The sequence below is a fragment of the Lysinibacillus sp. FSL P2-0066 genome, assembly GCF_037969495.1.
Taxonomy (GTDB): Bacteria; Bacillota; Bacilli; order Bacillales_A; family Planococcaceae; genus Lysinibacillus; species Lysinibacillus boronitolerans.
In genome coordinates this window covers 4491951-4513405 of sequence record NZ_CP150202.1, presented here as the reverse complement: position 1 = coordinate 4513405, position 21455 = coordinate 4491951, and the positions used below count along the sequence as shown (strand labels likewise).

The window sequence follows — 21455 nt, the reverse complement described above, 5'->3', positions numbered from 1 at the left end:
AAAAGGGAGTGAACGATCAATGGCAAAATGGAAAATAGCCTTAGAAATATTCCTAAAAGAATGGCAAGATAAAGAGGAAGTTGTAGGAGCACTCGTATGTGGGAGCTATATTACTGGAAATCCTTCCAAGCGCTCTGATATCGATGTCCATATTATTTTGGCGGATAATGTGGGGTGGAGGGAAAGAGGGAATCGTGTTATTGATGGTTTTTTAATTGAATACTTTGCGAATCCACCAAGTCAAATTCGTGGGTATTTCCAAGATGATTTTAAAAAAAGAAGAACCATGTCGATGGTCCAATTTAAAACAGGTAGAATTATATTTGATTATACTGGAATAGTAAAAGATTTAAAATTTGAAGCAGGGGAATGGCTAAAAGAAAAATATAACACAATGAATAAAACGGTCTTAGAATTAAAAAAATATGAATTATGGGATGCACTAGATAATTTAAAGGATTGTTATGAGCATGATAGAATGGACTTTTCCTTTACCTACCATAACTCATTAGCCAATTTATTTTTGGCATACTGTCAGTTTTTAAATCTAGAAACGATACCCTTTTATCAAATCTATGCCTATCTTGAAGATCCAATTTACCTACAAAAATATAGTAAGTCAGCATTTCCAGATGAGGACTTTAGAGAAATTTTTATGAGAGCAATGCAAGAGGACAATGCTGAAAAGATGATGGCGTTATATGAAGCAGTAGTGGAGTATGTGTTCATACAAATGGGCGGTTTTCATATAGATGGCTGGCATATAAAATCCCCAATCGATAGTTAATCTTTGGGGAAAGGAAAGTTAGTTCAAATACAAGACGAGCTTCATATTTGTATGTTATTATACAGATATAATAATAAAAAGAACCTATTTTTTATGAAAATGTCAACCATTTTTAGGCCGATTATTCCAATAAGCTTAAATAATTCAAATTTTATCTAGAACAAATAGTCATTTTTTTGCTTGAATTATGATTGGAAAGGCTCGAAAAAAGCTGATAACTCTCATATAAATAGTTGATATTTTATTCTTGAACTAATTGTGATAAACTGCAATAAGGTAATAATTGATACAGAAATGGTGTGCTCCGAGGTTGCTCCATGGCTACAGTACTTCTAAAGCGGGAGTGCTTACATCCTTTCTGCAAATCTTAATATATAAGGAAGGTAAAAATGAGTAACAGACAAATTAAATCAGATGTTATCTTAATTGGTGCCGGAATCATGAGTGCAACTTTGGGAACATTACTCAAAGAATTAGCACCAGATTGGAAAATTACAGTGTTTGAAAAGCTTGAAAAAGCAGGCGAAGAAAGTTCTCACGAATTAAACAATGCGGGAACTGGACATGCTGCATTATGTGAGCTGAACTACACATCAGAGAAAAAAGACGGATCAATCGATATCAAAAAAGCGATTAATGTTAATGAACAGTTCCATGTTTCAAGACAGTTTTGGTCGTATCTTGTAAACAATAAGCTGATCAATAATCCACAAGACTTCATTATGCCTTTACCACATATGAGTTTAGTACAGGGGAAAGAAAATGTTGAGTTTCTAAAGAAACGTCATGAAACGATGACAAAAAATCCTTTATTTGAAGGAATGGAATTTTCTAATGACCCTGAAACTCTAAAAAAATGGATTCCACTTATCATGGAAAATCGTCCTGCAGGTGAAGACATTGCTGCAACGAAAATTGACACTGGTACAGATGTTAACTTTGGTGCTTTAACACGTATGTTAATTGATCACTTAAAAGCAAAAGATGTAGATGTTAACTACAATCATAGTGTTGAAAGTTTAAAACAAGCTAGTGATGGTACATGGGAAGTACGCGTGCACGATTTAGACGGCTGTAAAATGGAATATCATTCAGCAAAATTTGTCTTCCTTGGAGCTGGTGGAGGAAGCCTAGAATTACTACAAAAATCTGGTATTCCTGAAGGAAAACATATTGGTGGATTCCCAATTAGTGGTCTATTCTTACAATGTAATAATCCAGAAGTAGCTGAAAAGCATCATGCAAAAGTGTATGGAAAAGCAAAAGTTGGTGCTCCACCAATGTCAGTACCGCATCTTGATACACGTTATATTGATAATAAAAAATCACTACTATTTGGACCATTCGCAGGTTTTTCACCTAAGTTCTTAAAAACAGGCTCAAATATGGATTTATTTGCTTCTGTAAAACCGCATAATATCACAACTTTATTAGCTGCGGGCGTGAAAGAGATGGGCTTAACAAAGTATTTAATTCAACAGCTTATGCTTTCAAAAGAACAACGTATGGAAGAGTTACGTGAGTTCATTCCAAATGCAAAAAGTGATGATTGGGATATTATCGTAGCTGGTCAACGTGTACAAGTAATTAAAGATACAGAAGCTGGTGGTAAAGGAACACTTCAATTCGGTACAGAAGTTGTAAGTGCTTCTGATGGCTCGATTGCAGCTTTACTAGGAGCTTCACCAGGTGCATCTACGGCTGTACATGTTATGCTTGAGGTTCTTAATAAATGTTTCCCTCAACATATCAAGGAGTGGGAACCGAAAATTAAAGAAATGATTCCATCTTATGGTCTATCATTAGCAGAAAACCCTGAGCTTCTAAAAGAAATAAATGCAACAACAGATAAAGCACTTGGCTTAAAATAAAAATAAGTCATGGTAAGCGTTTAAGAAAGAGCTCTCAATCTATTCTGATTGAGAGCTCTTTTTAATTTGAATAAATTCTTTCCTGGGAAATTTTAAATCCAATTGCCTTCTTTTTAATAAAAGAACCAACAAATTTAATATAAATCTTGCCCTGTATTTTATAACACTATAGCTCTATGTACCATTGTTATATAAACGGTAGTTTTCTATACTTTGTATAAAAATAAGAAGGGAGCAAATCTATAGATGATTAAGCTACAAGGTATTGGAACATTTCCAGAACTACCAGAGCTTGCAATGTATATCTATACTGGTAATGTCAATGCTTTGCAGGCTGCGAGGGATAAAGGCTGGAATATTGAAGAAAAGATATGTTTAAGTCAGCATACATCATTAAGCCCGTTGGATTTAGCATTGATTACACAAAGATTTGATGTAGTAAAATTATTAGTTGAAGATGGGGTCAATTTAAATGTTGAAAAAAATCCTGCATTTTTAAGAGCTGTTCGATATTGTAATGAGGAAATAGTACGTTACCTTGTTGAACAAGGAGCGAAATTAGATGGCTATAATCAAGTTGGATCTGGGGCCTATTCTCAGGCTTACTTTGGCAATAAAAGAAATATCCCTCTTATTCAAGAACTTGGGCTTGATATAAAGCAGCATGGAGGTGCTGTATTGCGTCAGGCTGTGTCGAATTTCGACATGAAAACAGTCACTTTTTTACTTGATCACGGAGTAGATATTAATTACCAACAGCCTGATATGGTCTATCCCTATGGAGCAACTCCATTAACAGTTGCAGCACGAATGGGTAATATAGCTATGGTGAAATATTTGATTGAACGAGGGGCAAATCTCACTTTAGCAGAGAAAGATGGTGAGAGAGCTTATACAATTGCAGTACGTATGAAAAATAGGGAACTAGCAAATTATTTAAAGGCTCTAGAACCTATAGAACTTCATACTATTGAAAACAAAAAAGAGAGATTGAAAAAATACAAGTTACCAGATGAATTGGTTAATTTTCTGACAGGAGATCGATTGCATCTAGAGCTTGCACCAAATGATTACAACATTCACTATATCGATTTTTTCCAACTAACCGATACAATTGAGATGAAGCTAGGTCATAGAAAGCTCCTCCTTCTTTCCGCAAATATCGACAATTACTCTGATTTGCATATAGCCTGGAACCCAAAAGGAGAGGGCCAAATAGGGTGCTATGATGTGGAGCATGAGGAGTATACTAATTTATGTAGTTTTAAAGAATTTATTGCTAGACCTGAAATATACCTTATCCGTTTTCTTGAAGGAGAGCTTTAGCGATACTTATTAAATGAGCTTCCTGCTATTCAATTTAAAAGTCGATGAGAGTAAGCATATTCTATCCAGAAAATATGCTTACTTTTTATTGCTCTATATACGAATAATTGACAAACAAAAAACAATAGAACGTTTAATATATGTGGCACAAAAGAACAACAGTAGTGCGACTAACAGGGCAAAGGGGATGCTAAACATAACAGGAAGGTCTACGCCATACCAAATACCCATTTTAATTTGATCGACTCCAAATGTTCGTAGAAAGCCAGCGAGTTTTTGTGATAACGCTTCTCCTTCAGATAAAAGATCAACAAACATTTTCGATTTCTGCTGTATTTCTAGCATTTCTTTCATAATAATTTCTACATTGTCTAGGTTTTCTGCCATATAATCACGTCCGCTAAAATATTTAATAATTAAATTATATAGCAATTAAATGAATGGTACCAAGTGTAGAATTATTTTATTAAATGAATTTTTTATTGTTTTACATACTAAACCTTCTTACATGCGTTTCGCAAAGGTAGCATGATACATTCTTCTTTTATACACATAAAAATACATACTTAGAGGCCACCATAGTGTAATAAAAATAGGGTAGATCGCCCATATAACGCTTGGTGAAGAAACAACATTTACGGTAATGAAAAAGATACTAATTAGTATCGTAGCTGTAACGGAGAATGCTACAAAGGTTTTTCGTTGCGCGTGATATAAAGCTAGAGGCCACCATATCACTAAAAAGGCAGGATAGATTGCCCAAGGGTATTGAGGAGATACAATTATATTCAGTATAGTGTAATAGATGATTGTAGAAGCACACCCAATTAGTGCTGTTTTTAACGTTTTAGCCTTTTCATCTAAATACATAAGGATGGGCCACCAGATAATTGGATAAATAGCGTAGACAAACCATAAATGATTGGGTGCGTAAATATAATTTTCAATTATTAGAAACGCAATAATCAAGGCACTACAAACAATGGAGTATTGTTTATACAATTTTTTAGCCATAAAGAATAAAGTAATGGGCCAAAGTAGTAGCAATAAGCATGGATATACAAACCACATTGTTTGAGGAGATGTCGTATAATTAACAATTCCTAAAAAAACCATTGTCATCAAGCTCCCTGCTATAGAAAAGTTAATAAAGTTCCTCATGTTCATTCACCCCATTTCTTACGGGACCACACAAAGTACATTGATAAAGGCCACCAAAGTATTGCGAAAATCGGATAGATCGCCCAAATAGTGTGTGGTGTGTAATAAAGATTAATAAAAATAAAAAATGCAATGATTAAGGCACTACCCCAAATCGAGAACTCTAAGTTTAATTTGGCCATGTTTTTCTTTGCTGGCTCTTTAACACCCAATTCGTGCTTTAAGTCTTCAATATCTCCGAATTCTACGATGGCTTTATTAATGGCATCCTCTTGTTCTTTACCTTGGTCCATCAAGTAAAATACCTTTTCTTCAAGATTTTCAATGATTTCTTGTTTAACCATTTCCGTTTCGTTATTTCGAGGAATGTCTTTAAAAAGCTCATCAATATGGTTTTTTATTCTTTTCATTCTAAGCCCTCCATAAATAAATCGATTATTTCCTTTACTTCCGACCATTCTTTCACTAGCTCATTTAAATAGGCCTTACCTAATGAGGTAATACGGTAATACTTTCTTTTGCCTCCATGTGAGACATCTCCATAATAGGCTTCAATAATTTCCTTTTTTTCGAGACGTTGAAAAACAGCATACAAAGTTGCTTCCTTTATTTGAAACCGATTGTTTGTACGGAGACTTATTTCCTGAGAAATTTCGTAGCCATAACGGTCTTTTTCTGAAATTAACCGTAAAATAATCGAATCCAAATGTCCTCGGATAATATCACTGCGAACCATAAGTCACCTACTTTATTTTATTGCTCTATCTGTCAGAGTAATAATAGCAAACATTACTCTACCTGTCAAAGTAATTTATTCCCCTTTTTTTACAATGATGATGAGACCTTCCTATAAAAAAAACTCCATTCGCTAAAAAGCCCATAAGGACAATTTCTTAGCGAATGGAGTTCGTCTATTCTTTTTACATATACAATGCAGCAAGGAAAATCCCTAAAGACTCCTCGTAAATGTCATCGAACTGACTGATTGGCAAAGGATTTGTACCACTTCCTAATTCAACGGTGAAGCCTGGTCTACGCCAATCCTGAATAAACCAATCCTTATAACCAGCATAGCTTCCAGCAGATTGAATGGGCTCATAGCCACTTACTCTACTAAATTCATTTACAAGAACCTCTGATTCGGGGGGCTCTAGATTTTCAAAGCCCCAATAGATAACGCGTCCCTGTGTATGAAAGGCTAATACTCTTGAAAAATCACGTTGCTTGGTCAAATCAGCCATTGCAATGGCTTCAGGTTCTGATAATGGTCTTTCCCCACCATAATCTCTTGGCCCTGGGGTTTTTGGATTACGGGCACTTTCAAGCTCCCATTTGGCAGGGAATTGGTCATTTAAATCAATTCCATGAATGTTTGCTTTCCAGCCAGAAAAATCAGCGCTATCATTATTCCATGCAATTAGTTGATTTCTTAATGCTTCATCATTTGGTGGGCCTTGTATTACTAAATCTACTCCATCAGGATTTACCATAGGTACAATAGAAAGGAATGTTTGCTGATAAAGAGAAAATGGAGAAATTCCACGAATACTACTTTGATTGGTGAGGGCGAGCAAATAGTCATTTAAAAATGTTAGAATAATAGGTGTAGTAATCCATTCGTTCGCATGGAAGGAGCCATTATAGTGTACACGTTTTGCACCATGGCCAATTGACAGCTCAGGTAGCTCTTTCCCTAAAACGGAGTTGCCAATGTTAGAGCTATGAAGAAAAGGATATGCGTCAAGGAGCTTTCTGAGATCGTTCATCATATGGGTATACGTGTAATTTTGCTTACCTTCAACTAAACGCCATGTGATACGTTGGGGTATGCGAATCATTTGACCGATTTGTAATCGATTTGGATTGAGATCAGGATTAACAAGCAATAGGGCGACTAAGGGAAGGTTTCGGCTCTGGGCAATCTGCCAAAAAGAATCTCCTTGTTTAATTTGATAGTTGTTGGTCACAAAACCAGGTATACGGACCCGTTGTCCAACTCTTAAAAATTGGGGATTTATATTTTCATTAGAATCTAAAATGAGTTGAAGAGGAATTTTAAATACCTCACTGAATTGCCAAAGTGAATTTCCTGGCCTTACGATAATATCCACATGTTTTCTCTCCTTAATTCGAAATGGTTCAATATAAAATGTATATGAAAAATGCATAGACTTATTAATACAAAATCAGCAAAATTTCTTTATTAAGAATCTAAAAGACAATAAAATGAGTTATTTTTAGATGTATACTAGTAATAATATTAAAGTAAAAGAAAGGTAAGGGTAGGAAAACCAAATGTTAAATAGATTAAAAATGGGTATACGCTCAAAGATTACATTAGGTTATATCGTAATCATTCTTTGCTTACTTGCGACGGTTGTCATATTAAATAATCAAATTACATCTTTGCAAAAGGAAAGAAATTTTATTATTAAGTATGATTCTAATGTTCTAACTTTAACGAATGAAATTGAAAAATATATATTGGATATGGAATCGAGTCAGCGTGCTTTCATCATTACAGGTAAGCAAAGTTATCTGGAACCCTATGATAATGCAGCTGAAAATTGGAAAATAGATTTTAATGAGCTCTATCAGCAAATGGAAGGTAAACCAACTCAGCAGGACAAATTAAAGGAGATAGAGGAAACAATTGAACATTGGATTGCAACTTCAGGCGAACCAACTATTCAACTTAAAAAGGATAATAATGTAGAAGCATTAAATGATTTTTTTAGAGTAGATAATGGTCGTCAGGATATGGAGAAAATGCGCAAATTATTTGATTCATTCCGCGCCACTGAAAATGCTTATACACAGGCGAAGGTAAGACAGTTAGACAAGCAAAATAGTAGATTAACAAGTGCTTTATTTGGGATCTTAATTTTAGTTTCTACAATAGCCATTGCCATTGCAAGTGGCATATCCCGTTCCATTGTAAAAACGATAACGGAAGTAACACAAACAATTCAAGAAATAGCAGCTACTAAAGGTGATTTCAAGAGAAGAATCCACGTCAATACAAACGATGAAGTGAATGAACTTGCTAATGCAACCAATATACTCTTAGAGTCAGTCGAAAAGAGAGAATGGCTACAAAGCAATGTTGCTGAAATCGTGACAAATTATCAAGGTATTTCGGCCATTACCAAATTGGCGGAGACCTTCCTATCAGAAGTCGCACAGAAAACCCAAGCATCCCTTGGCGCATTTTATGTTCGGGAAGTAACAGAGAACCAAGTACAGTTTGTGAAAAAGGCTGCTTTTGCTGATACGGATGATTGTGTTGGTATGGAGAGTTTCAAAATAGGACAAGGGTTAATCGGTCAATGTGCATTAGAAAAGAGAGTACTATTCTATGATAATATTCCGCGAGATTATCGTTTAATCAAAACTGGATTAGGTGAAATTAAACCACAAAATATTTTATTGATTCCTGTCATTTTTGAAAATGAAGTCATAGCGGTTGTTGAAATAGCGACAATGGCTAAGTTCAGTAAGTTACAGCAAGAATTAGTGAGACAGGTCACTGAAACCTTTGGGCTAACAGTGAATAGCGTTTTAGGGCGTATGGAAATTGTTCGTCTATTGAATGAATCGAGAGCAATGACTGAGGAATTACAGGTTCAATCAGAAGAGCTTCAGACACAATCTGAGGAATTACAAATGCAGACGGAAGAGCTGACAATGATTAATGAGCAGCTTGAAGAGCGCACGAAGGAGGCAGAGTCAAAATCAAGAGAGCTAGAGAAAGCGAAGAAGGAATTAGAAGAAAGTGCAGAGCAGCTTATCCTTAACTCCAATTACAAATCCGAATTTTTAGCGAATATGTCACATGAATTAAGAACACCTTTGAATAGCATACTAATCCTATCGGAGATGCTAGCAGAAAATAGCCAGCACAACCTAACCGACGAGGAAGCAGAGTTTGCTAAGGTTATTCATTCCTCTGGAGAGGACTTACTTGCTCTAATCAATGACATATTAGATTTATCTAAAGTTGAGGCAGGGAAGCTTGATATTATTTTTAATGAAGTGAATATGAGCGAAGTACCTGTGCAAATTGAACATACCTTTGCACCAGTTGCGATGAAAAAAAACTTAGCATTCCATATTTCAAAGGCAGATCATGTAGTGGATGTATTCTATACGGATGAGAAGAGATTCCAGCAAATCTTAAAGAATTTATTATCGAATGCCTTTAAATTTACTGAGCAGGGATCTGTCACATTAGATATTAACCAGCTTGCACCACAACAACTAACAAACAATATGCAGGATATAAGTACGGATTGGTTAGAAATTACTGTTTCAGATACAGGAATAGGTATTCCAAAAGACAAACACCAGCTGATTTTTGAATCATTCCAGCAAGCAGATGGAGCTACGGTCCGAAAATATGGTGGAACAGGTCTAGGCCTTTCTATTTGTAAGGAATTTGCAAAATTACTTGGTGGCTGGATTACATTACAAAGTACTGAAGGACAAGGTAGTAGCTTTACGTTAACGCTTCCAAGCCTACCAAATGGAATTGAAGAGGAGCATTGCCAAAAGCTTGCCATGAACGAAGTGGCTGTTACGACGGTGGAAGAGGAACAAATAAAAGAGCAGCCATTAGCAATGGAAGAAGCCCTTCAACATGAGGTTGAGGTGTTTCAAGGGAAAAATATTTTAATAGTTGATGATGATAACCGTAATATTTATGCGTTGAAAACGGCATTAGAAAAAAGAGGCATGCACATTCTAGTTGCCAAAGATGGGCTAGAATGTTTAGAGGTCTTGCAGGCTAATCCAGATATCGATCTTGTTCTAATGGATATAATGATGCCTAATATGGATGGCTATGAAGCGATGACTATTATTCGTCAGCAAATGAAACGTATCGATTTGCCAATCATTGCATTGACTGCTAAAGCGATGAAAAATGATCGTGATAAATCACTGCAGGCTGGTGCATCTGATTATATTAGTAAGCCATTGAATTTAGATCAATTAATATCCGTTTTAAGAGTATGGTTGGTTTCTAAGGGGAGTTAATGAACATGGAACAATTTCAGCCTTTGGAGCAAAATATACAATTAAATAAGCAGACAAATTTAGAAATAGATTTGTTACTTGAGGCTATTTATCGTTTATCAGGCTATGATTTTCGCCAATACAATCGTTCTTCCATTTCGCGTAGAATCTACAATAGGATGGGGATAAATAACATCCCAACGATTTCACGTGTACAAGAAAAGGTCATACATGATAAAGAATTTTTAGAGCAGATATTGAATGATTTTTCGATAAATGTAACGGAGATGTTCCGTAACCCTAGTTTTTTTAAGGCTTTTCGTGAAACAGTCATTCCGGTTTTACGAGAATATCCGGAAATCCGTATTTGGCATGCAGGGTGTGCCACAGGTGAAGAAGTATATTCTATGGCCATCTTGCTTCAGGAAGAGGGGCTTATAGAGAGGTCTGTTATTTATGCCACGGATATGAACGAGCAAGTATTAGAAAAAGCTAAGAAGGGAGCCTTTCCAATTCATAAGATGCAGGCATATACAAAAAACTATATGCTTGCTGGAGGTGCCCATGCATTTTCAGAATACTATCAAACAGATTATCAATATGCTTACTTCCATCCAACATTATTGAAAAATATTATTTTTGCTCAACATAATTTAGTAACAGATCATTCATTTAATGAATTTCATGTTGTCCTATGCAGAAATGTCCTTATTTATTTTTCGCCTAAGTTGCAGAGCCAGGTACATCAATTATTTTATGAAAGTTTAAGTGACGAAGGTTTTTTATGCTTAGGGGATAAAGAAACATTACGATTTGAAGAGGTTATTTCAAAATATAGGGAAATTGCTGGTAACGAAAGAATTTACCAGAAAATATATTAACGAGTAAGAGGCTATCTTTAACTGATAGCCTCTGCTTTTTTATATAGTATTAGAACTAGCTTGAATCATTAAAACACACATATCATCAGGCTGATTTTCTTGTTTATCCTTAGGCAATAGGTTATCGATTAGGCATTGCGAATAATCCCACTTAGAGGATGTTAGCGTTTGCAAATGCTTTTCTGATTCTAGTTCACAAGGCCCCATCGCCTCTAATACACCGTCAGTAAATAACACAATTTGAATATCATGCTCATATTGAATACATTGCTTTTTCACTTTAATTTCATCAAAGAAGCCGACTGCACAGCTACCCTGATCTAATGGAATACATGTTTTTTCATCGATTAGTGCATATCCAGGAGGATGGCCAGCATTTATGTACTCGACTGTTTTTTGCTCTGTGTCAATGATTAAATAAATCGCTGTAAAGTAATAAAGATTATTCTCTTTCCCATCTTGCAATAGGGTCATATAACGGTTCAGTTCTTGAATGACAAGTTCAGGCTCGACCAATTGCTTAACCGCCTCTCTTAGAACAGAGGAGATAAACATACAGACCAGCGCTGCAGATATACCGTGACCCATCATATCCAATAATATTATGGCATAACGATGATCGTCTATTTTGTACCAGTAATACATATCCCCTGCTAAATTAGAGGATGGTAAATATGAAACTTCAATACGGATGTCCTTCTCATTTAACGGTGGGCTAAGAAGACTCCTTTGTACATGGGTAGCTAAATCAAGTTCATATTGTATTTTCTTTTCATGCTGTGTGTGCCAGTCTAATTCCGCCTTTAAACGTAAGGCAACACGCATTCTGGCAAGCAACTCTGTTTTATTAATTGGTTTAGTAATATAATCTACGCCACCAATGTCTAGGGCTTCTGCCAGTTTGTTTTTATCCTCGAGTGCTGTAACAAAAATGATTTGAATATCTTTCAATCTCTCATTTTGCTTAATGCGTTTGCAGGCCTCAATACCATCTACTTCCGGCATCATAATATCTAACAAAATTAAATCTACTGAATTTCCTGTCGGATTGGGTGCATCTAATTGTAAATAATCAAATAGCTCATAAGCAGATGAAAGAGAAACACAGTTATCATAACCTGCATTTTTTAGTATTTTCTCAATGACAAATAAATTGACTTGATTGTCATCTACTAGAAGAATGGTCATAGTACTTTCCCCTTACTCTGATTGAATTGTGCAGATTATTTTTCACATATATAAAATACTTTCAACTTTATCATTATACAAAACATCAGAGAATAAAGGTATTTTGGCGATTTGAATGTATGGTTTACTAGGTATATGAAGTAGAAGGGCGTTATATTTTAGCTTTTTTAAATCCTTGGTAGATATCAAATACATTTGCTAAAACAGCAATAACCATACTGACAAGTAGGATTTTATCAATAGTGAAGGCAACTTTAGCTGAGGTTGTTTCTGTAATAGCCGCAATATAAGGTATAGAGGCGCTGTGAATAAAATCTTGGTGTATCGCTATTAAAATAAACACAATTGTTCCTACACTTTGAAGTAGTGCATTAGTGATGGCGATAGGCATTGTCCACTGTCCTGCACGCCATTTTAATAAGGTTAAAGTTAGACTTAGGATAATACATAGTAAGACCATGGGAACAAACGATTGTAAAGTATTTTGATTAAAGATAGGCATAACAAATTTCAAGCTGCCGTTGTCATTCGTTGTATAAATACCTAAAAGACGATAGGCATTCCAGTAAACAAAAGAAAAAATAAGTATTCCTAAAAGGCTAAAAATCGTATCACTTATAGGAATGATTTTATCTTTGGGAATCTTTTTAATTTGTATTAAATCATCAGGTGACCATGGCTTGGTATCTCTCAGAAAAGGGATCGAAAGCTTTTCAGCCCCAGAACGGTCCTTAATGATAAAAATAACCGTAACCCAAAACAAAACGTGAAATAACACAGCAATAATTGCAACAATCATCCCTACAAATGCTGTAATAATGGTTGTGAGAAGTGCTTCTTCTCCAGAATAGAGAACCATCTTCTCTATTATTTGAACAATGATCGTAATAAGAATTGCCCAAGGAATAATTAGCTTGATGGTTCTTGTATATTGTTCAAAATTCTTTGGACCAATTAAAAAGTGGGGAGTATCCTGATAGCGTGCAGCAACTTCTGAAGGGCTTCCAAGCTTCCTAATTACTTCCTTCACCTCAGATTCTGTATATTGCTCTGGCAACATATCCTCAATAGTAGCCTTTAGTTCAACCTTGATTATCTCACGTTTATTTTTATGTAGCCTTTTAGTCACTTCGTGAATATATGAATCAATTAAAGTCATACATTTTCCTCCTTTAATCATTTTCAGTACTCATTAATTGGTCGTGGTAATATATGTTATTATGGGGTATAAAAATTAATATGAAAAATTCGTGAACAACATGCAACAATTTGAAAATGGAGGGGACATGATGAGGGTTGTAGAGAAATTATTAAAAGAGCAAGATTTTGTAGCCTTTGTGAATATTGTTGTAGGAGCGTATCCAGGAAGATTGAATGGAACACAAACAACAAAAGAACAGCTGAAAAAGCTCTTTATGCAAAATCAGAGCAATGATGAATCTCTTCATTATTACGGACTTTGGGAAAAGGACAAACTCATTGGTGGTATGCGACTACATGACTTTCAAATGAATCTGTTCTCTAAAATGCTACCAATTGGTGGGGTAGGACTTGTTGCAGTTGATTTATTACATAAAAAAGAGAAGGCTGCAAAAGAATTAATCCAACATTTCTTTAACATCTTTTTAGAAAAAAATATTCATTTTTTGGCCTTGTATCCGTTTAGACCAGATTTTTATAAAAAAATGGGTTTTGGCTATGGACCGAAAATCTATCAATACTTGGTAGAGCCTTCAAGCTTCCCGAAAGGACCAACCAAAAAGCACCTTAAATATTTGACAGTTGAAGATCAACAACAGCTAGTAGATTGCTACAACAGGGTAGTAGCAAAAAAACATGGGATGTTTCTTAAAACACAATCGGAACTATCTTTTATTTTTAATAATCCAGATAACTATGTGATTGCAATGGAACAGGAAGGTACAGTTCAGGGCTATATTGCCTTTTCTTTTAATAAACAAAGCGATAGTAATTTTATGCTAAATAATTTGGTCATTAAGGAGTGGATCTATGAAACTCCGGAGGCTTTGTTAGAGCTTAGTACATTTTTAAACAGTCAAGCAGATCAAGTAAACCGAATCGAATGGAATACACAAGAAGAAAATGTCCATTTCTTTTTAGAGGATGTAAGAAATGGCACAAATCATTTAATTCCAAGTGTCTATCACGCAAGTGCCGTGTCAGGAATTGGTCTAATGTACCGTATAATTAATGTGAAGGGCTTTTTTGATGAGCTACTAACACGCAATTTTAACGGTGTCACTTTGACCTTTAAATTGAATGTTATGGATTCGTTACTGGCAAAAAATAATCAGCAACTTATTGTTGAGGCTGTTAACGGTACAATTAAAATGCTAGAAAGTGATAGCTATGATGTTGAAGTAACGATAGATGTAGCTGAGCTTTCATCACTAGTAATGGGCGTAGTAACGGTCCAAGAGCTATTTATGCTGAGTCGAATACAGATTAGTGATAATCAGTATTTACAGGCTTTACAGCAATTCTTCTATGTGTTTGAAAAGCCCACATGTATATCTGCATTTTAGAATGGGCGTGAGGGCTTTTAATCTTTTTTAATGAGAATGGAAGAACGTGTTGGCCTTTCAAGTGGCGTTATATTAATAATAAAGTAGCTTATGATTAGTATTAGGATAATTAATGAATAAATTAACGTATTTAGAGGATGATCATGCTCCACAATAATTAGTCGAATCATTGCTGTGATACCTATATAGATAAAATATCGAAGTGGAAAATGGTAATCCTCCTTAAAATATTTAATGATCATTGTGATGAATTCGAAATATAAAAAGAAAATAAGAATATTGGCAAGGAATAGTTTATAATCACCATCTTCCTTAGCGAATAGTAATATTTTAAGAAATTCAATTAGCTCCTTAAATAATAAAAAGCAGAGAATCAGTGCTAATAGTACAAGGCAAACATTGAGAAAGAGCTGTAGAGATTTTGGCACAGCTTTAATGAGCTGTAAATAAGTCGTATTTTTTTGCTTCATCCAATTCCTCCAATCGGTTTTGTAAATACATCATCATATGGTCGAGTAGTAGTGTATTATGATATAAATATAACAATTTGTCGTAAATCTTTTCTTATTATTTTGTAAAGTTTTGGTATATTTTAATGAAAGAAAGTTTTCAAAATAATTTAGTGGTATGCTAAAATAGATGTGCATGAATATAAAATATAAAAGGGGTTTTTAAAATGGCAAAATCTGCAAAAACTGATGCGAAAATTACACCAGAACGTTTAGAAGAAGCGTTAAATGTTCGTGATCGACTTATTATCGAGCTACTGGTACAAGTACTTGATGAAAAGCTAGTAATTGAGCGTCCTGTATTACGTGAACGTCTAGGGAACCTTGTAGATCTTGCAGATCACGATGCAGAGCTTAAGGAAACAATCCACGCAGTAATTAACAAACTATAATGTAAAAGAGGAATGCTACGGATATGCGTAGCATTCTTTTTTATATAGTATTTTATCATGTAAAGCGTTCTACCAAGTCGTACATGCGCTCTGCCTCTGTATGAAGCTCCATAGAGGAGTGCATGATAGATGTCACCGCTGACTTTTGTTCGTCAATAGAAGCGTTAATTTGTTCGGTAGCTGCGGCAGATTGTGTAGCGACACTTGCTATTTCATTGATGGCGTTCATCACGACTATTCGATTTTCCGCCATGTCATTCATTCCTTTGTCTAAAGAAACAAGGTGCTTTGTAATGCCATGAATGGAGTCTGCTAGGAAAGTAAAGGCTCCCTTTACTTCCGTAATCGACATTGCCTGATTTTGTGACAGTTGGAGCGTGTGTATCATTTTTGAATCTGAATTAGCGGTATCGACCTCAATACGCTGTAATAGGTTTCTAACCCGATTAGTAGCTTCATTCGTATCCTCAGATAAATGACGGACTTCCTCAGCTACGACAGCAAACCCTTTGCCATGTTCACCTGCACGGGCTGCTTCAATACTTGCATTTAGCGCTAATAGATTTGTTTGTTCAGAAATGGATGTAATTGTTTGTACGACTTGATGAATTTCTTTCATTTGGCTCGTCAAACTTGAGAAAGTTGTTCTTAATTCCTCAATCACTTGCGTAAACTCACTTGAATTTTGTAGTAATACATCTACTTTTTGTCTACCGTTTTCTTGTGATTGATTAATGATATTCATATTTTCTGTAATCTCACTATATTTATCTGTAGCATTTGAGATAAGTGAGGACAGTGTTTCTACTTTACTAATGGCCATTTCTGCTTCCTCAGCTTGTACTACAGCTCCCTTAGATATATCATTGATGGCTTGATGAATTTCATCAGCAGAAGCAGTCGTCTCCTCAGTAATGGCACTCAGCATCTCTGAAGAAACGCGCATTTGGGACGCACTATCCTTTGTATTGTTGACCATTTCGTGTAAGCTATGTTTCATATTATTCACGTTACTAGCTAGTATACCTAGTTCATCTTCTGTAGTAACAGGTATGTCATCACCAGTTAGCTTGCCTTTAGCAATATCAGATGTAATGACCATAATTTTTCGTATATAGGTTGTCATTCGTCCAGAGAAGAACCAGAAGAGTGATACACCAATAATCGTTGCAAGGATGGTCATGCCTAGTGTGTAGTATAAAACGTTATTCGTACCTGCATTAAAGTCCATTTCGTATGTACCAGCTGCTATAATCCAGCCCCAATGCTTGTCCTTTTCTACATACGTTATCTTAGGCGCAACGATTTCAGGATTTGAGGGAAGGGCCCAATCATAACGTACATATCCTCCTCCAGCATTTGCTGCTTCAATCATTTCTCGTACAAAATAGCGCCCATCCTCTGTTTGTAAATCTGAAATATTTTGTCCTTCTAGGGATGGATGAGTTTCAACCATACCACTATCTTGGAAAGCATAGAAATAAAAATTATCTCCATATTTAACAGGATTATCAATGGATCTTTTGTTATCTTCAATTTTATTACCAACGATCTGTGTTCTAGCACTTTCCTGAGCTTCTTCTAGCGTTAATTTCCCATTTTGAACTTGAGTATCTAACTGTGCAATTAGTTCAAGTATGCCAAGTGTGCCATTTTTAAGACTATCTCGACCTACCTGATCGAGTTCTCCTTTCACCACAATATAATTGACTGCCCCAACTAGTCCTGTTGATAGTAGAATAACTATAATGGCAAGACTAACAAGTTTATTACGTACTGATTTCATTGGATACAACCCCCGTTCCTTCATTACTTCAATATAGTTCTATTATAATATATAGTTTTTTAATAAAATAGAAAATTCTGAAAATAAATACCGTATTTTAGAGCATTTTTTGAATAAGTAAGAGAAATAGTTCCTAAAAAAATCGCCCCAATCAAGAGTAAACAGTAACAGTCAGCTCTTAATTGGGGTGATATTGAATCTTGATTTAGTGGGTTTACACCGATTAGTATACTTTGTCTCCGTTGAAAATAGAGTTTTTCACGATTACATAATCAACATTGCGAATAGCCTCTAGCTTTGTGCCACCAGCATAAGAAATAGATGACTGTAAATCTTGTTGCATCTCGATTAACGTATCTTTGATGCTACCTTTATGTTCAACGTACATTTTCTTACCTTCGACGTTTTTACGTTCACCTTTTTGGAATTCAGAAGCAGAGCCGAAGTATTCCTTCACTGTTCTACCCTCGATTTCGATTGTTTCACCAGGTGACTCTTCATGACCAGCGAATAATGAACCGATCATTACCATTGAAGCACCAAAACGTACAGATTTAGCGATATCTCCATGTGTACGAATGCCACCATCAGCAATAATTGGTTTTGTAGCAGCCTTTGCACACCAACGTAGTGCAGCTAGTTGCCAGCCGCCAGTACCAAAACCTGTTTTGATTTTAGTAATACATACTTTACCTGGTCCAATCCCAACTTTTGTTGCATCTGCGCCAGCATTCTCAAGCTCACGCACCGCTTCAGGTGTTCCTACATTACCTGCGATAACAAAGCTTTTTGGTAAATGCTTTTTAATATGCTGAATCATACGAATAACAGCATTTGAATGACCATGTGCAATATCAATTGTAATAAAATCAGGTACCAAATTAGCAGCTGCTAATTCTTCAATAAATGTATATTCCTCTTCTTTTACACCAACGCTAATAGAAGCAATTAAGCCATTTCCTTGCATTTCTAGAATAAAGTTTCGACGAGTTTCTGGTTGGAAACGGTGCATGATGTAAAAGTAACCGTTTTCAGCAAGTTTCTTTGCAAGATTTTCATCGATAATTGTTTGCATATTTGCAGGTACTACTGGAAGTTTAAAAGTGTGACCACCTAAAGTAACAGAAGTATCACATTCTGAACGACTTTCTACAATACATTTTGCGGGAATTAGTTGAATATCCTCATAGTCAAATACGTTATCCATTATATACACTCCTAAAATACGAATATTTTTTAAGATTTAATTTAAATTGTTCGCCATTTGGTAATTTACATGATTTTTGAGTAAATGTCAAAGCTTTTGTGAAAATAAATAAAAAATTTAAAAAGAAAGGAGACAACTTACTTTGAAGATGAAATATTCTAGTTATAATTTGTGTTATGTTTTGTAATCCATGTACAATAGAATTGTTTCAAAAAATGACAAAGGAGTGTTGAAAATGGCAGTAGAGGTTTATTTGAATTTTAATGGAAATTGTCGAGAGGCAGTTGCGTTTTACGAAGACGTTTTTAATACGGACAAGGCTGAAATTATGACGTTTGGAGAGACACCACAAAATCCAGACTACCCATTACCAGAAGAAGCAAAAGATCTTGTCATGCATACACGACTTATAGTATTCGGTAGTAGAATTATGTTCTCAGATACATTTCCAGGCATGCCATTTTCCACAGGGAACAATGTCACATTAGCTGTTGTATCCGATGATGAAGAGCAAATGCGTCAAGCATTTGATAAGCTTAAAGAAGGTGGTAACGTGAGAATGGAGCTTCAAGAAACATTTTGGAGCAAATGTTATGGCTCACTTACAGATAAATTTGGCGTTGAATGGCAATTTAGCCATGAGGTAAATGAATAAAAATATAGCATGATAAAAGCACGATGATAGGGCTAAACCCAAGTATCATCGTGCTTTCTTATTTAGTAATTAAAACGATCAACATAGCCTTGTAATTCATCTGCCATATCAAGTAATGTTTTAGCAGAAGTTGCGATTTCCTGCATGGAAGATAATGTTTGTTCCGTTGAAGCGGCAACCTCTTCAGATGCAGCTGCGTTTAGCTTTGCATGGTCTGACAGTTCAATAGCAGTTGCGGATACCTCCTCAACAACGGCAGACATTTCCTGTGCTGAAGCTGATATATCCTCCATTTTTGGAGCAATTTCTCGAAGACTTCCAACGATACTTGTAAATTTCTTTTTCGTATCCTCAGATAGCTGTAATCCTTCTTGAACGTCTGCAGAAGCTTTTGTCATCGTTTGTACAGATTTAGCTGTATCTTGTTGTATGCCTGTAATCAGAGTAGAAATTTGCTCTGCTGATTGATGAGATTGCTCCGCTAATTTACGGACTTCATCGGCTACAACTGCAAAGCCTTTACCATGTTCACCAGCTCGTGCTGCTTCAATAGCAGCATTCAGAGCAAGAAGGTTTGTTTGGTCTGAAATAGCGCTAATAATTTCTATAATGGAGCCAATTTCTTTTGTACGATCAAATAGCGATTTAATCATCGTATCGGATTGAGTCACAGAATCATGAATGGATACCATTTGATTAACCGTGTGCTCAACAGATTGACTACCTTCTTCCGCTAATTGGATGGCCTGGCTGGATAGGTCTGAAACTTGTAGGGCACTATCAGCTACCTCTACAACACCCTTTGCAATCTCCTCAATAGAAACGGCATTTTGATCGATTCCTGTTGTTTGTTTTTCCGTACTAATCGCTACCTGTTGCATAGCCTCTGTCACTTGCTCAGATGCAGCGATATTTTGCTCAGCATTTGCTGAAAGACCTTGTGCTGAGGTTTGAACATGTTGTGAGCTTTGATCGACATTGCGGATCAGCCTTTTTAAGCTAACTTTCATTGAGACAAATGCTTCAGCAAGCTGTCCTATTTCATCTTTCGTATGAATATCAATATACTCTGTCAAATCACCTTCACTAATTTTCAGAGCACTTTGCTGTAGTTGTTTAATCGGGTTAACAATAGATTTAATCATTGAGAGCATAAAGATAATACCTACAATAATAGAAATACCAATAATGAGTAATGTAATAGTAAAGGTTGAGGTAGCAGCGTTAGTAGCCTCTGCAATGAACATTGTACCGATTATCTTCCAGCCTGTGATTTCATTTGTTTCAAAGCGTAAATGACGGTCACCTTCAGTAATAATACCTTCCTGTTTTTCGTAAACTTTTGAAACATATTCTTCTGTTGCCTCTGTGCCGCTTTCCTTATCCTTTTGAGCAATATATAGCTTATTATTATCTAATAGAGAGGCAAAGCCCGTTTCTCCGATACGTGTTTGATCTGTCAATGCACTTAGAAGAGAGATATTTAAATCTAAGGCAATAACTCCAGAATTATCAGGAAGAGCTTGCATGACTGTCACAACAATGTTATTTGTAGATTGTGAGATATACGGAGAAGTGATGGATACATGCCCTTTATTATCAATGGCTTCTTTATACCAAGGACGTTTCCGAGGATCATAATCACTTGCATAGTCATGGACAGGTTCATCAATGATTCGCCCATCGGCAGTCCCTATATATACTAGTTCCACTTCTGGGTGTGTATTTACATATTCCTGAAAAAGACCTTTTAATTCAGCTTTTTTATCATCTTGTAAATAAGACTGATTTATTTTCTTGGCAAAATATTCGATGTCGTGAACTTTAGGAGCAATTGTATTGGTAATATTACTATTAAGCATACGCACACTTTCCTTGGCGCTTGCTTGCTGCTCTTCTAGTATTTGATTTTTGGTACTTTTAAAGGAGGTATACCCGATTAAAAGTGCGGGAATGAGAAGTATGACTAAAAATGCAAAGATGAGTTTCTTTCTTAAACTAATTCGTTTCATATGGTATTCCTCCTTAAACGACATTATTGAAGTTTAATACAACTAACTACGTGATTGGTTTTATTACATTAGTAGTCTCCTAAGTCGTTCAAATGTTTAATCTGATTCTAAGAGGAAA

At 35.6% G+C, this 21455-nt stretch carries 19 protein-coding genes; 8 read left to right on the top strand and 11 right to left on the bottom strand.

Annotated features, from left to right (window positions below; genetic code table 11):
- Positions 1–19 precede the first annotated feature (19 nt).
- From MKZ14_RS22485 to MKZ14_RS22475, 3 genes are all read left to right on the top strand, one after another.
- A complete protein-coding gene (locus MKZ14_RS22485) occupies positions 20–787 on the top strand; it encodes a nucleotidyltransferase domain-containing protein (protein ID WP_258860008.1) in 768 nt (255 codons plus the stop codon).
- A gap of 389 nt (positions 788–1176) precedes the next feature.
- Entirely contained in the window at positions 1177–2658 is a 1482-nt protein-coding gene (locus MKZ14_RS22480; RefSeq protein WP_258860007.1) for a malate:quinone oxidoreductase, read from the top strand.
- Between the two features lie 246 nt (positions 2659–2904).
- Positions 2905–3984, top strand: a complete 1080-nt coding sequence (locus MKZ14_RS22475; RefSeq protein ID WP_312125018.1) for an ankyrin repeat domain-containing protein — start codon at positions 2905–2907, stop codon at positions 3982–3984.
- A gap of 93 nt (positions 3985–4077) precedes the next feature.
- On the opposite strand, the gene MKZ14_RS22470 is transcribed toward MKZ14_RS22475, so the two are convergent.
- The 5 genes from MKZ14_RS22470 to MKZ14_RS22450 all read right to left on the bottom strand — a co-directional run bounded on the left by MKZ14_RS22470 (position 4078) and on the right by MKZ14_RS22450 (position 7256).
- Positions 4078–4371 carry a hypothetical protein gene (locus MKZ14_RS22470; RefSeq protein ID WP_333005307.1) on the bottom strand — a complete coding sequence of 98 codons (294 nt, stop codon included), beginning with the start codon at positions 4369–4371 and terminating at the stop codon, positions 4078–4080.
- A gap of 117 nt (positions 4372–4488) precedes the next feature.
- Positions 4489–5106 carry a hypothetical protein gene (locus MKZ14_RS22465; RefSeq protein WP_339280506.1) on the bottom strand — a complete coding sequence of 206 codons (618 nt, stop codon included), beginning with the start codon at positions 5104–5106 and terminating at the stop codon, positions 4489–4491.
- Between the two features lie 41 nt (positions 5107–5147).
- Positions 5148–5555: a permease prefix domain 1-containing protein gene (locus MKZ14_RS22460; RefSeq protein ID WP_036077859.1), complete on the bottom strand. Its 408-nt coding sequence runs from the start codon at positions 5553–5555 to the stop codon at positions 5148–5150.
- Entirely contained in the window at positions 5552–5881 is a 330-nt protein-coding gene (locus MKZ14_RS22455) for a PadR family transcriptional regulator (RefSeq protein WP_004233468.1), read from the bottom strand. Before MKZ14_RS22455 ends, MKZ14_RS22460 begins: the two co-directional genes overlap by 4 nt.
- 184 nt (positions 5882–6065) lie before the next feature.
- Positions 6066–7256 (bottom strand): M14 family metallopeptidase, encoded by a 1191-nt coding sequence (locus MKZ14_RS22450; RefSeq protein WP_016992254.1) that lies wholly within the window; start codon positions 7254–7256, stop codon positions 6066–6068.
- Positions 7257–7440: 184 nt separating this feature from the next.
- Between MKZ14_RS22450 and MKZ14_RS22445 the strand changes: the two genes are divergently transcribed.
- Together MKZ14_RS22445 and MKZ14_RS22440 are read left to right on the top strand one after the other, a co-directional pair.
- Positions 7441–10182 carry an ATP-binding protein gene (locus MKZ14_RS22445; protein ID WP_333005302.1) on the top strand — a complete coding sequence of 914 codons (2742 nt, stop codon included), beginning with the start codon at positions 7441–7443 and terminating at the stop codon, positions 10180–10182.
- Positions 10183–10187: 5 nt separating this feature from the next.
- Positions 10188–11042 (top strand): protein-glutamate O-methyltransferase CheR, encoded by an 855-nt coding sequence (locus tag MKZ14_RS22440; protein ID WP_036077852.1) that lies wholly within the window; start codon positions 10188–10190, stop codon positions 11040–11042.
- 39 nt (positions 11043–11081) lie between these two features.
- On the opposite strand, the gene MKZ14_RS22435 is transcribed toward MKZ14_RS22440, so the two are convergent.
- Both MKZ14_RS22435 and MKZ14_RS22430 read right to left on the bottom strand, forming a co-directional pair.
- On the bottom strand, positions 11082–12230 hold the full coding sequence (locus MKZ14_RS22435; protein ID WP_333005299.1) for a fused response regulator/phosphatase: 1149 nt from the start codon (positions 12228–12230) through the stop codon (positions 11082–11084).
- Positions 12231–12381: 151 nt separating this feature from the next.
- A complete protein-coding gene (locus MKZ14_RS22430; RefSeq protein WP_048395465.1) occupies positions 12382–13389 on the bottom strand; it encodes a hypothetical protein in 1008 nt (335 codons plus the stop codon).
- A 130-nt stretch (positions 13390–13519) separates the two neighbouring features.
- Between MKZ14_RS22430 and MKZ14_RS22425 the strand changes: the two genes are divergently transcribed.
- Positions 13520–14776 (top strand): GNAT family N-acetyltransferase, encoded by a 1257-nt coding sequence (locus MKZ14_RS22425; protein ID WP_333005296.1) that lies wholly within the window; start codon positions 13520–13522, stop codon positions 14774–14776.
- Between the two features lie 17 nt (positions 14777–14793).
- Here MKZ14_RS22425 and psiE read toward each other — a convergent pair whose 3' ends face one another.
- Positions 14794–15246, bottom strand: coding sequence for a phosphate-starvation-inducible protein PsiE (psiE, locus tag MKZ14_RS22420; RefSeq protein ID WP_054548510.1), 453 nt, complete (start codon positions 15244–15246; stop codon positions 14794–14796).
- A gap of 206 nt (positions 15247–15452) precedes the next feature.
- On the opposite strand from psiE, the gene MKZ14_RS22415 reads away from it, so the two are divergent.
- A complete protein-coding gene (locus MKZ14_RS22415; RefSeq protein ID WP_016992248.1) occupies positions 15453–15677 on the top strand; it encodes a hypothetical protein in 225 nt (74 codons plus the stop codon).
- 55 nt (positions 15678–15732) lie between these two features.
- Here MKZ14_RS22415 and MKZ14_RS22410 read toward each other — a convergent pair whose 3' ends face one another.
- Both MKZ14_RS22410 and guaC read right to left on the bottom strand, forming a co-directional pair.
- Entirely contained in the window at positions 15733–17463 is a 1731-nt protein-coding gene (locus MKZ14_RS22410; protein WP_333005293.1) for a cache domain-containing protein, read from the bottom strand.
- Positions 17464–17686: 223 nt separating this feature from the next.
- Positions 17687–18670, bottom strand: coding sequence for a GMP reductase (gene guaC / locus MKZ14_RS22405; protein WP_004233490.1), 984 nt, complete (start codon positions 18668–18670; stop codon positions 17687–17689).
- A gap of 235 nt (positions 18671–18905) precedes the next feature.
- On the opposite strand from guaC, the gene MKZ14_RS22400 reads away from it, so the two are divergent.
- A complete protein-coding gene (locus MKZ14_RS22400) occupies positions 18906–19325 on the top strand; it encodes a VOC family protein (protein WP_016992246.1) in 420 nt (139 codons plus the stop codon).
- A gap of 62 nt (positions 19326–19387) precedes the next feature.
- Here MKZ14_RS22400 and MKZ14_RS22395 read toward each other — a convergent pair whose 3' ends face one another.
- A complete protein-coding gene (locus MKZ14_RS22395) occupies positions 19388–21337 on the bottom strand; it encodes a methyl-accepting chemotaxis protein (protein ID WP_333005290.1) in 1950 nt (649 codons plus the stop codon).
- Positions 21338–21455 lie beyond the last annotated feature (118 nt).

Bases quoted from the DNA above. Each gene is read 5' to 3' on its own strand.
- MKZ14_RS22485 (WP_258860008.1), top strand. From the start codon at position 20: ATGGCAAAATGGAAAATAGCCTTAGAAATATTCCTAAAAGAATGGCAA.
- MKZ14_RS22480 (WP_258860007.1), top strand. From the start codon at position 1,177: ATGAGTAACAGACAAATTAAATCAGATGTTATCTTAATTGGTGCCGGA.
- MKZ14_RS22475 (WP_312125018.1), top strand. From the start codon at position 2,905: ATGATTAAGCTACAAGGTATTGGAACATTTCCAGAACTACCAGAGCTT.
- MKZ14_RS22470 (WP_333005307.1), bottom strand. From the start codon at position 4,371: ATGGCAGAAAACCTAGACAATGTAGAAATTATTATGAAAGAAATGCTA.
- MKZ14_RS22465 (WP_339280506.1), bottom strand. From the start codon at position 5,106: ATGACAATGGTTTTTTTAGGAATTGTTAATTATACGACATCTCCTCAA.
- MKZ14_RS22460 (WP_036077859.1), bottom strand. From the start codon at position 5,555: ATGAAAAGAATAAAAAACCATATTGATGAGCTTTTTAAAGACATTCCT.
- MKZ14_RS22455 (WP_004233468.1), bottom strand. From the start codon at position 5,881: ATGGTTCGCAGTGATATTATCCGAGGACATTTGGATTCGATTATTTTA.
- MKZ14_RS22445 (WP_333005302.1), top strand. From the start codon at position 7,441: ATGTTAAATAGATTAAAAATGGGTATACGCTCAAAGATTACATTAGGT.
- MKZ14_RS22440 (WP_036077852.1), top strand. From the start codon at position 10,188: ATGGAACAATTTCAGCCTTTGGAGCAAAATATACAATTAAATAAGCAG.
- MKZ14_RS22435 (WP_333005299.1), bottom strand. From the start codon at position 12,230: ATGACCATTCTTCTAGTAGATGACAATCAAGTCAATTTATTTGTCATT.
- MKZ14_RS22430 (WP_048395465.1), bottom strand. From the start codon at position 13,389: ATGACTTTAATTGATTCATATATTCACGAAGTGACTAAAAGGCTACAT.
- MKZ14_RS22425 (WP_333005296.1), top strand. From the start codon at position 13,520: ATGAGGGTTGTAGAGAAATTATTAAAAGAGCAAGATTTTGTAGCCTTT.
- psiE (WP_054548510.1), bottom strand. From the start codon at position 15,246: ATGAAGCAAAAAAATACGACTTATTTACAGCTCATTAAAGCTGTGCCA.
- MKZ14_RS22415 (WP_016992248.1), top strand. From the start codon at position 15,453: ATGGCAAAATCTGCAAAAACTGATGCGAAAATTACACCAGAACGTTTA.
- MKZ14_RS22410 (WP_333005293.1), bottom strand. From the start codon at position 17,463: ATGAAATCAGTACGTAATAAACTTGTTAGTCTTGCCATTATAGTTATT.
- guaC (WP_004233490.1), bottom strand. From the start codon at position 18,670: ATGGATAACGTATTTGACTATGAGGATATTCAACTAATTCCCGCAAAA.
- MKZ14_RS22400 (WP_016992246.1), top strand. From the start codon at position 18,906: ATGGCAGTAGAGGTTTATTTGAATTTTAATGGAAATTGTCGAGAGGCA.
- MKZ14_RS22395 (WP_333005290.1), bottom strand. From the start codon at position 21,337: ATGAAACGAATTAGTTTAAGAAAGAAACTCATCTTTGCATTTTTAGTC.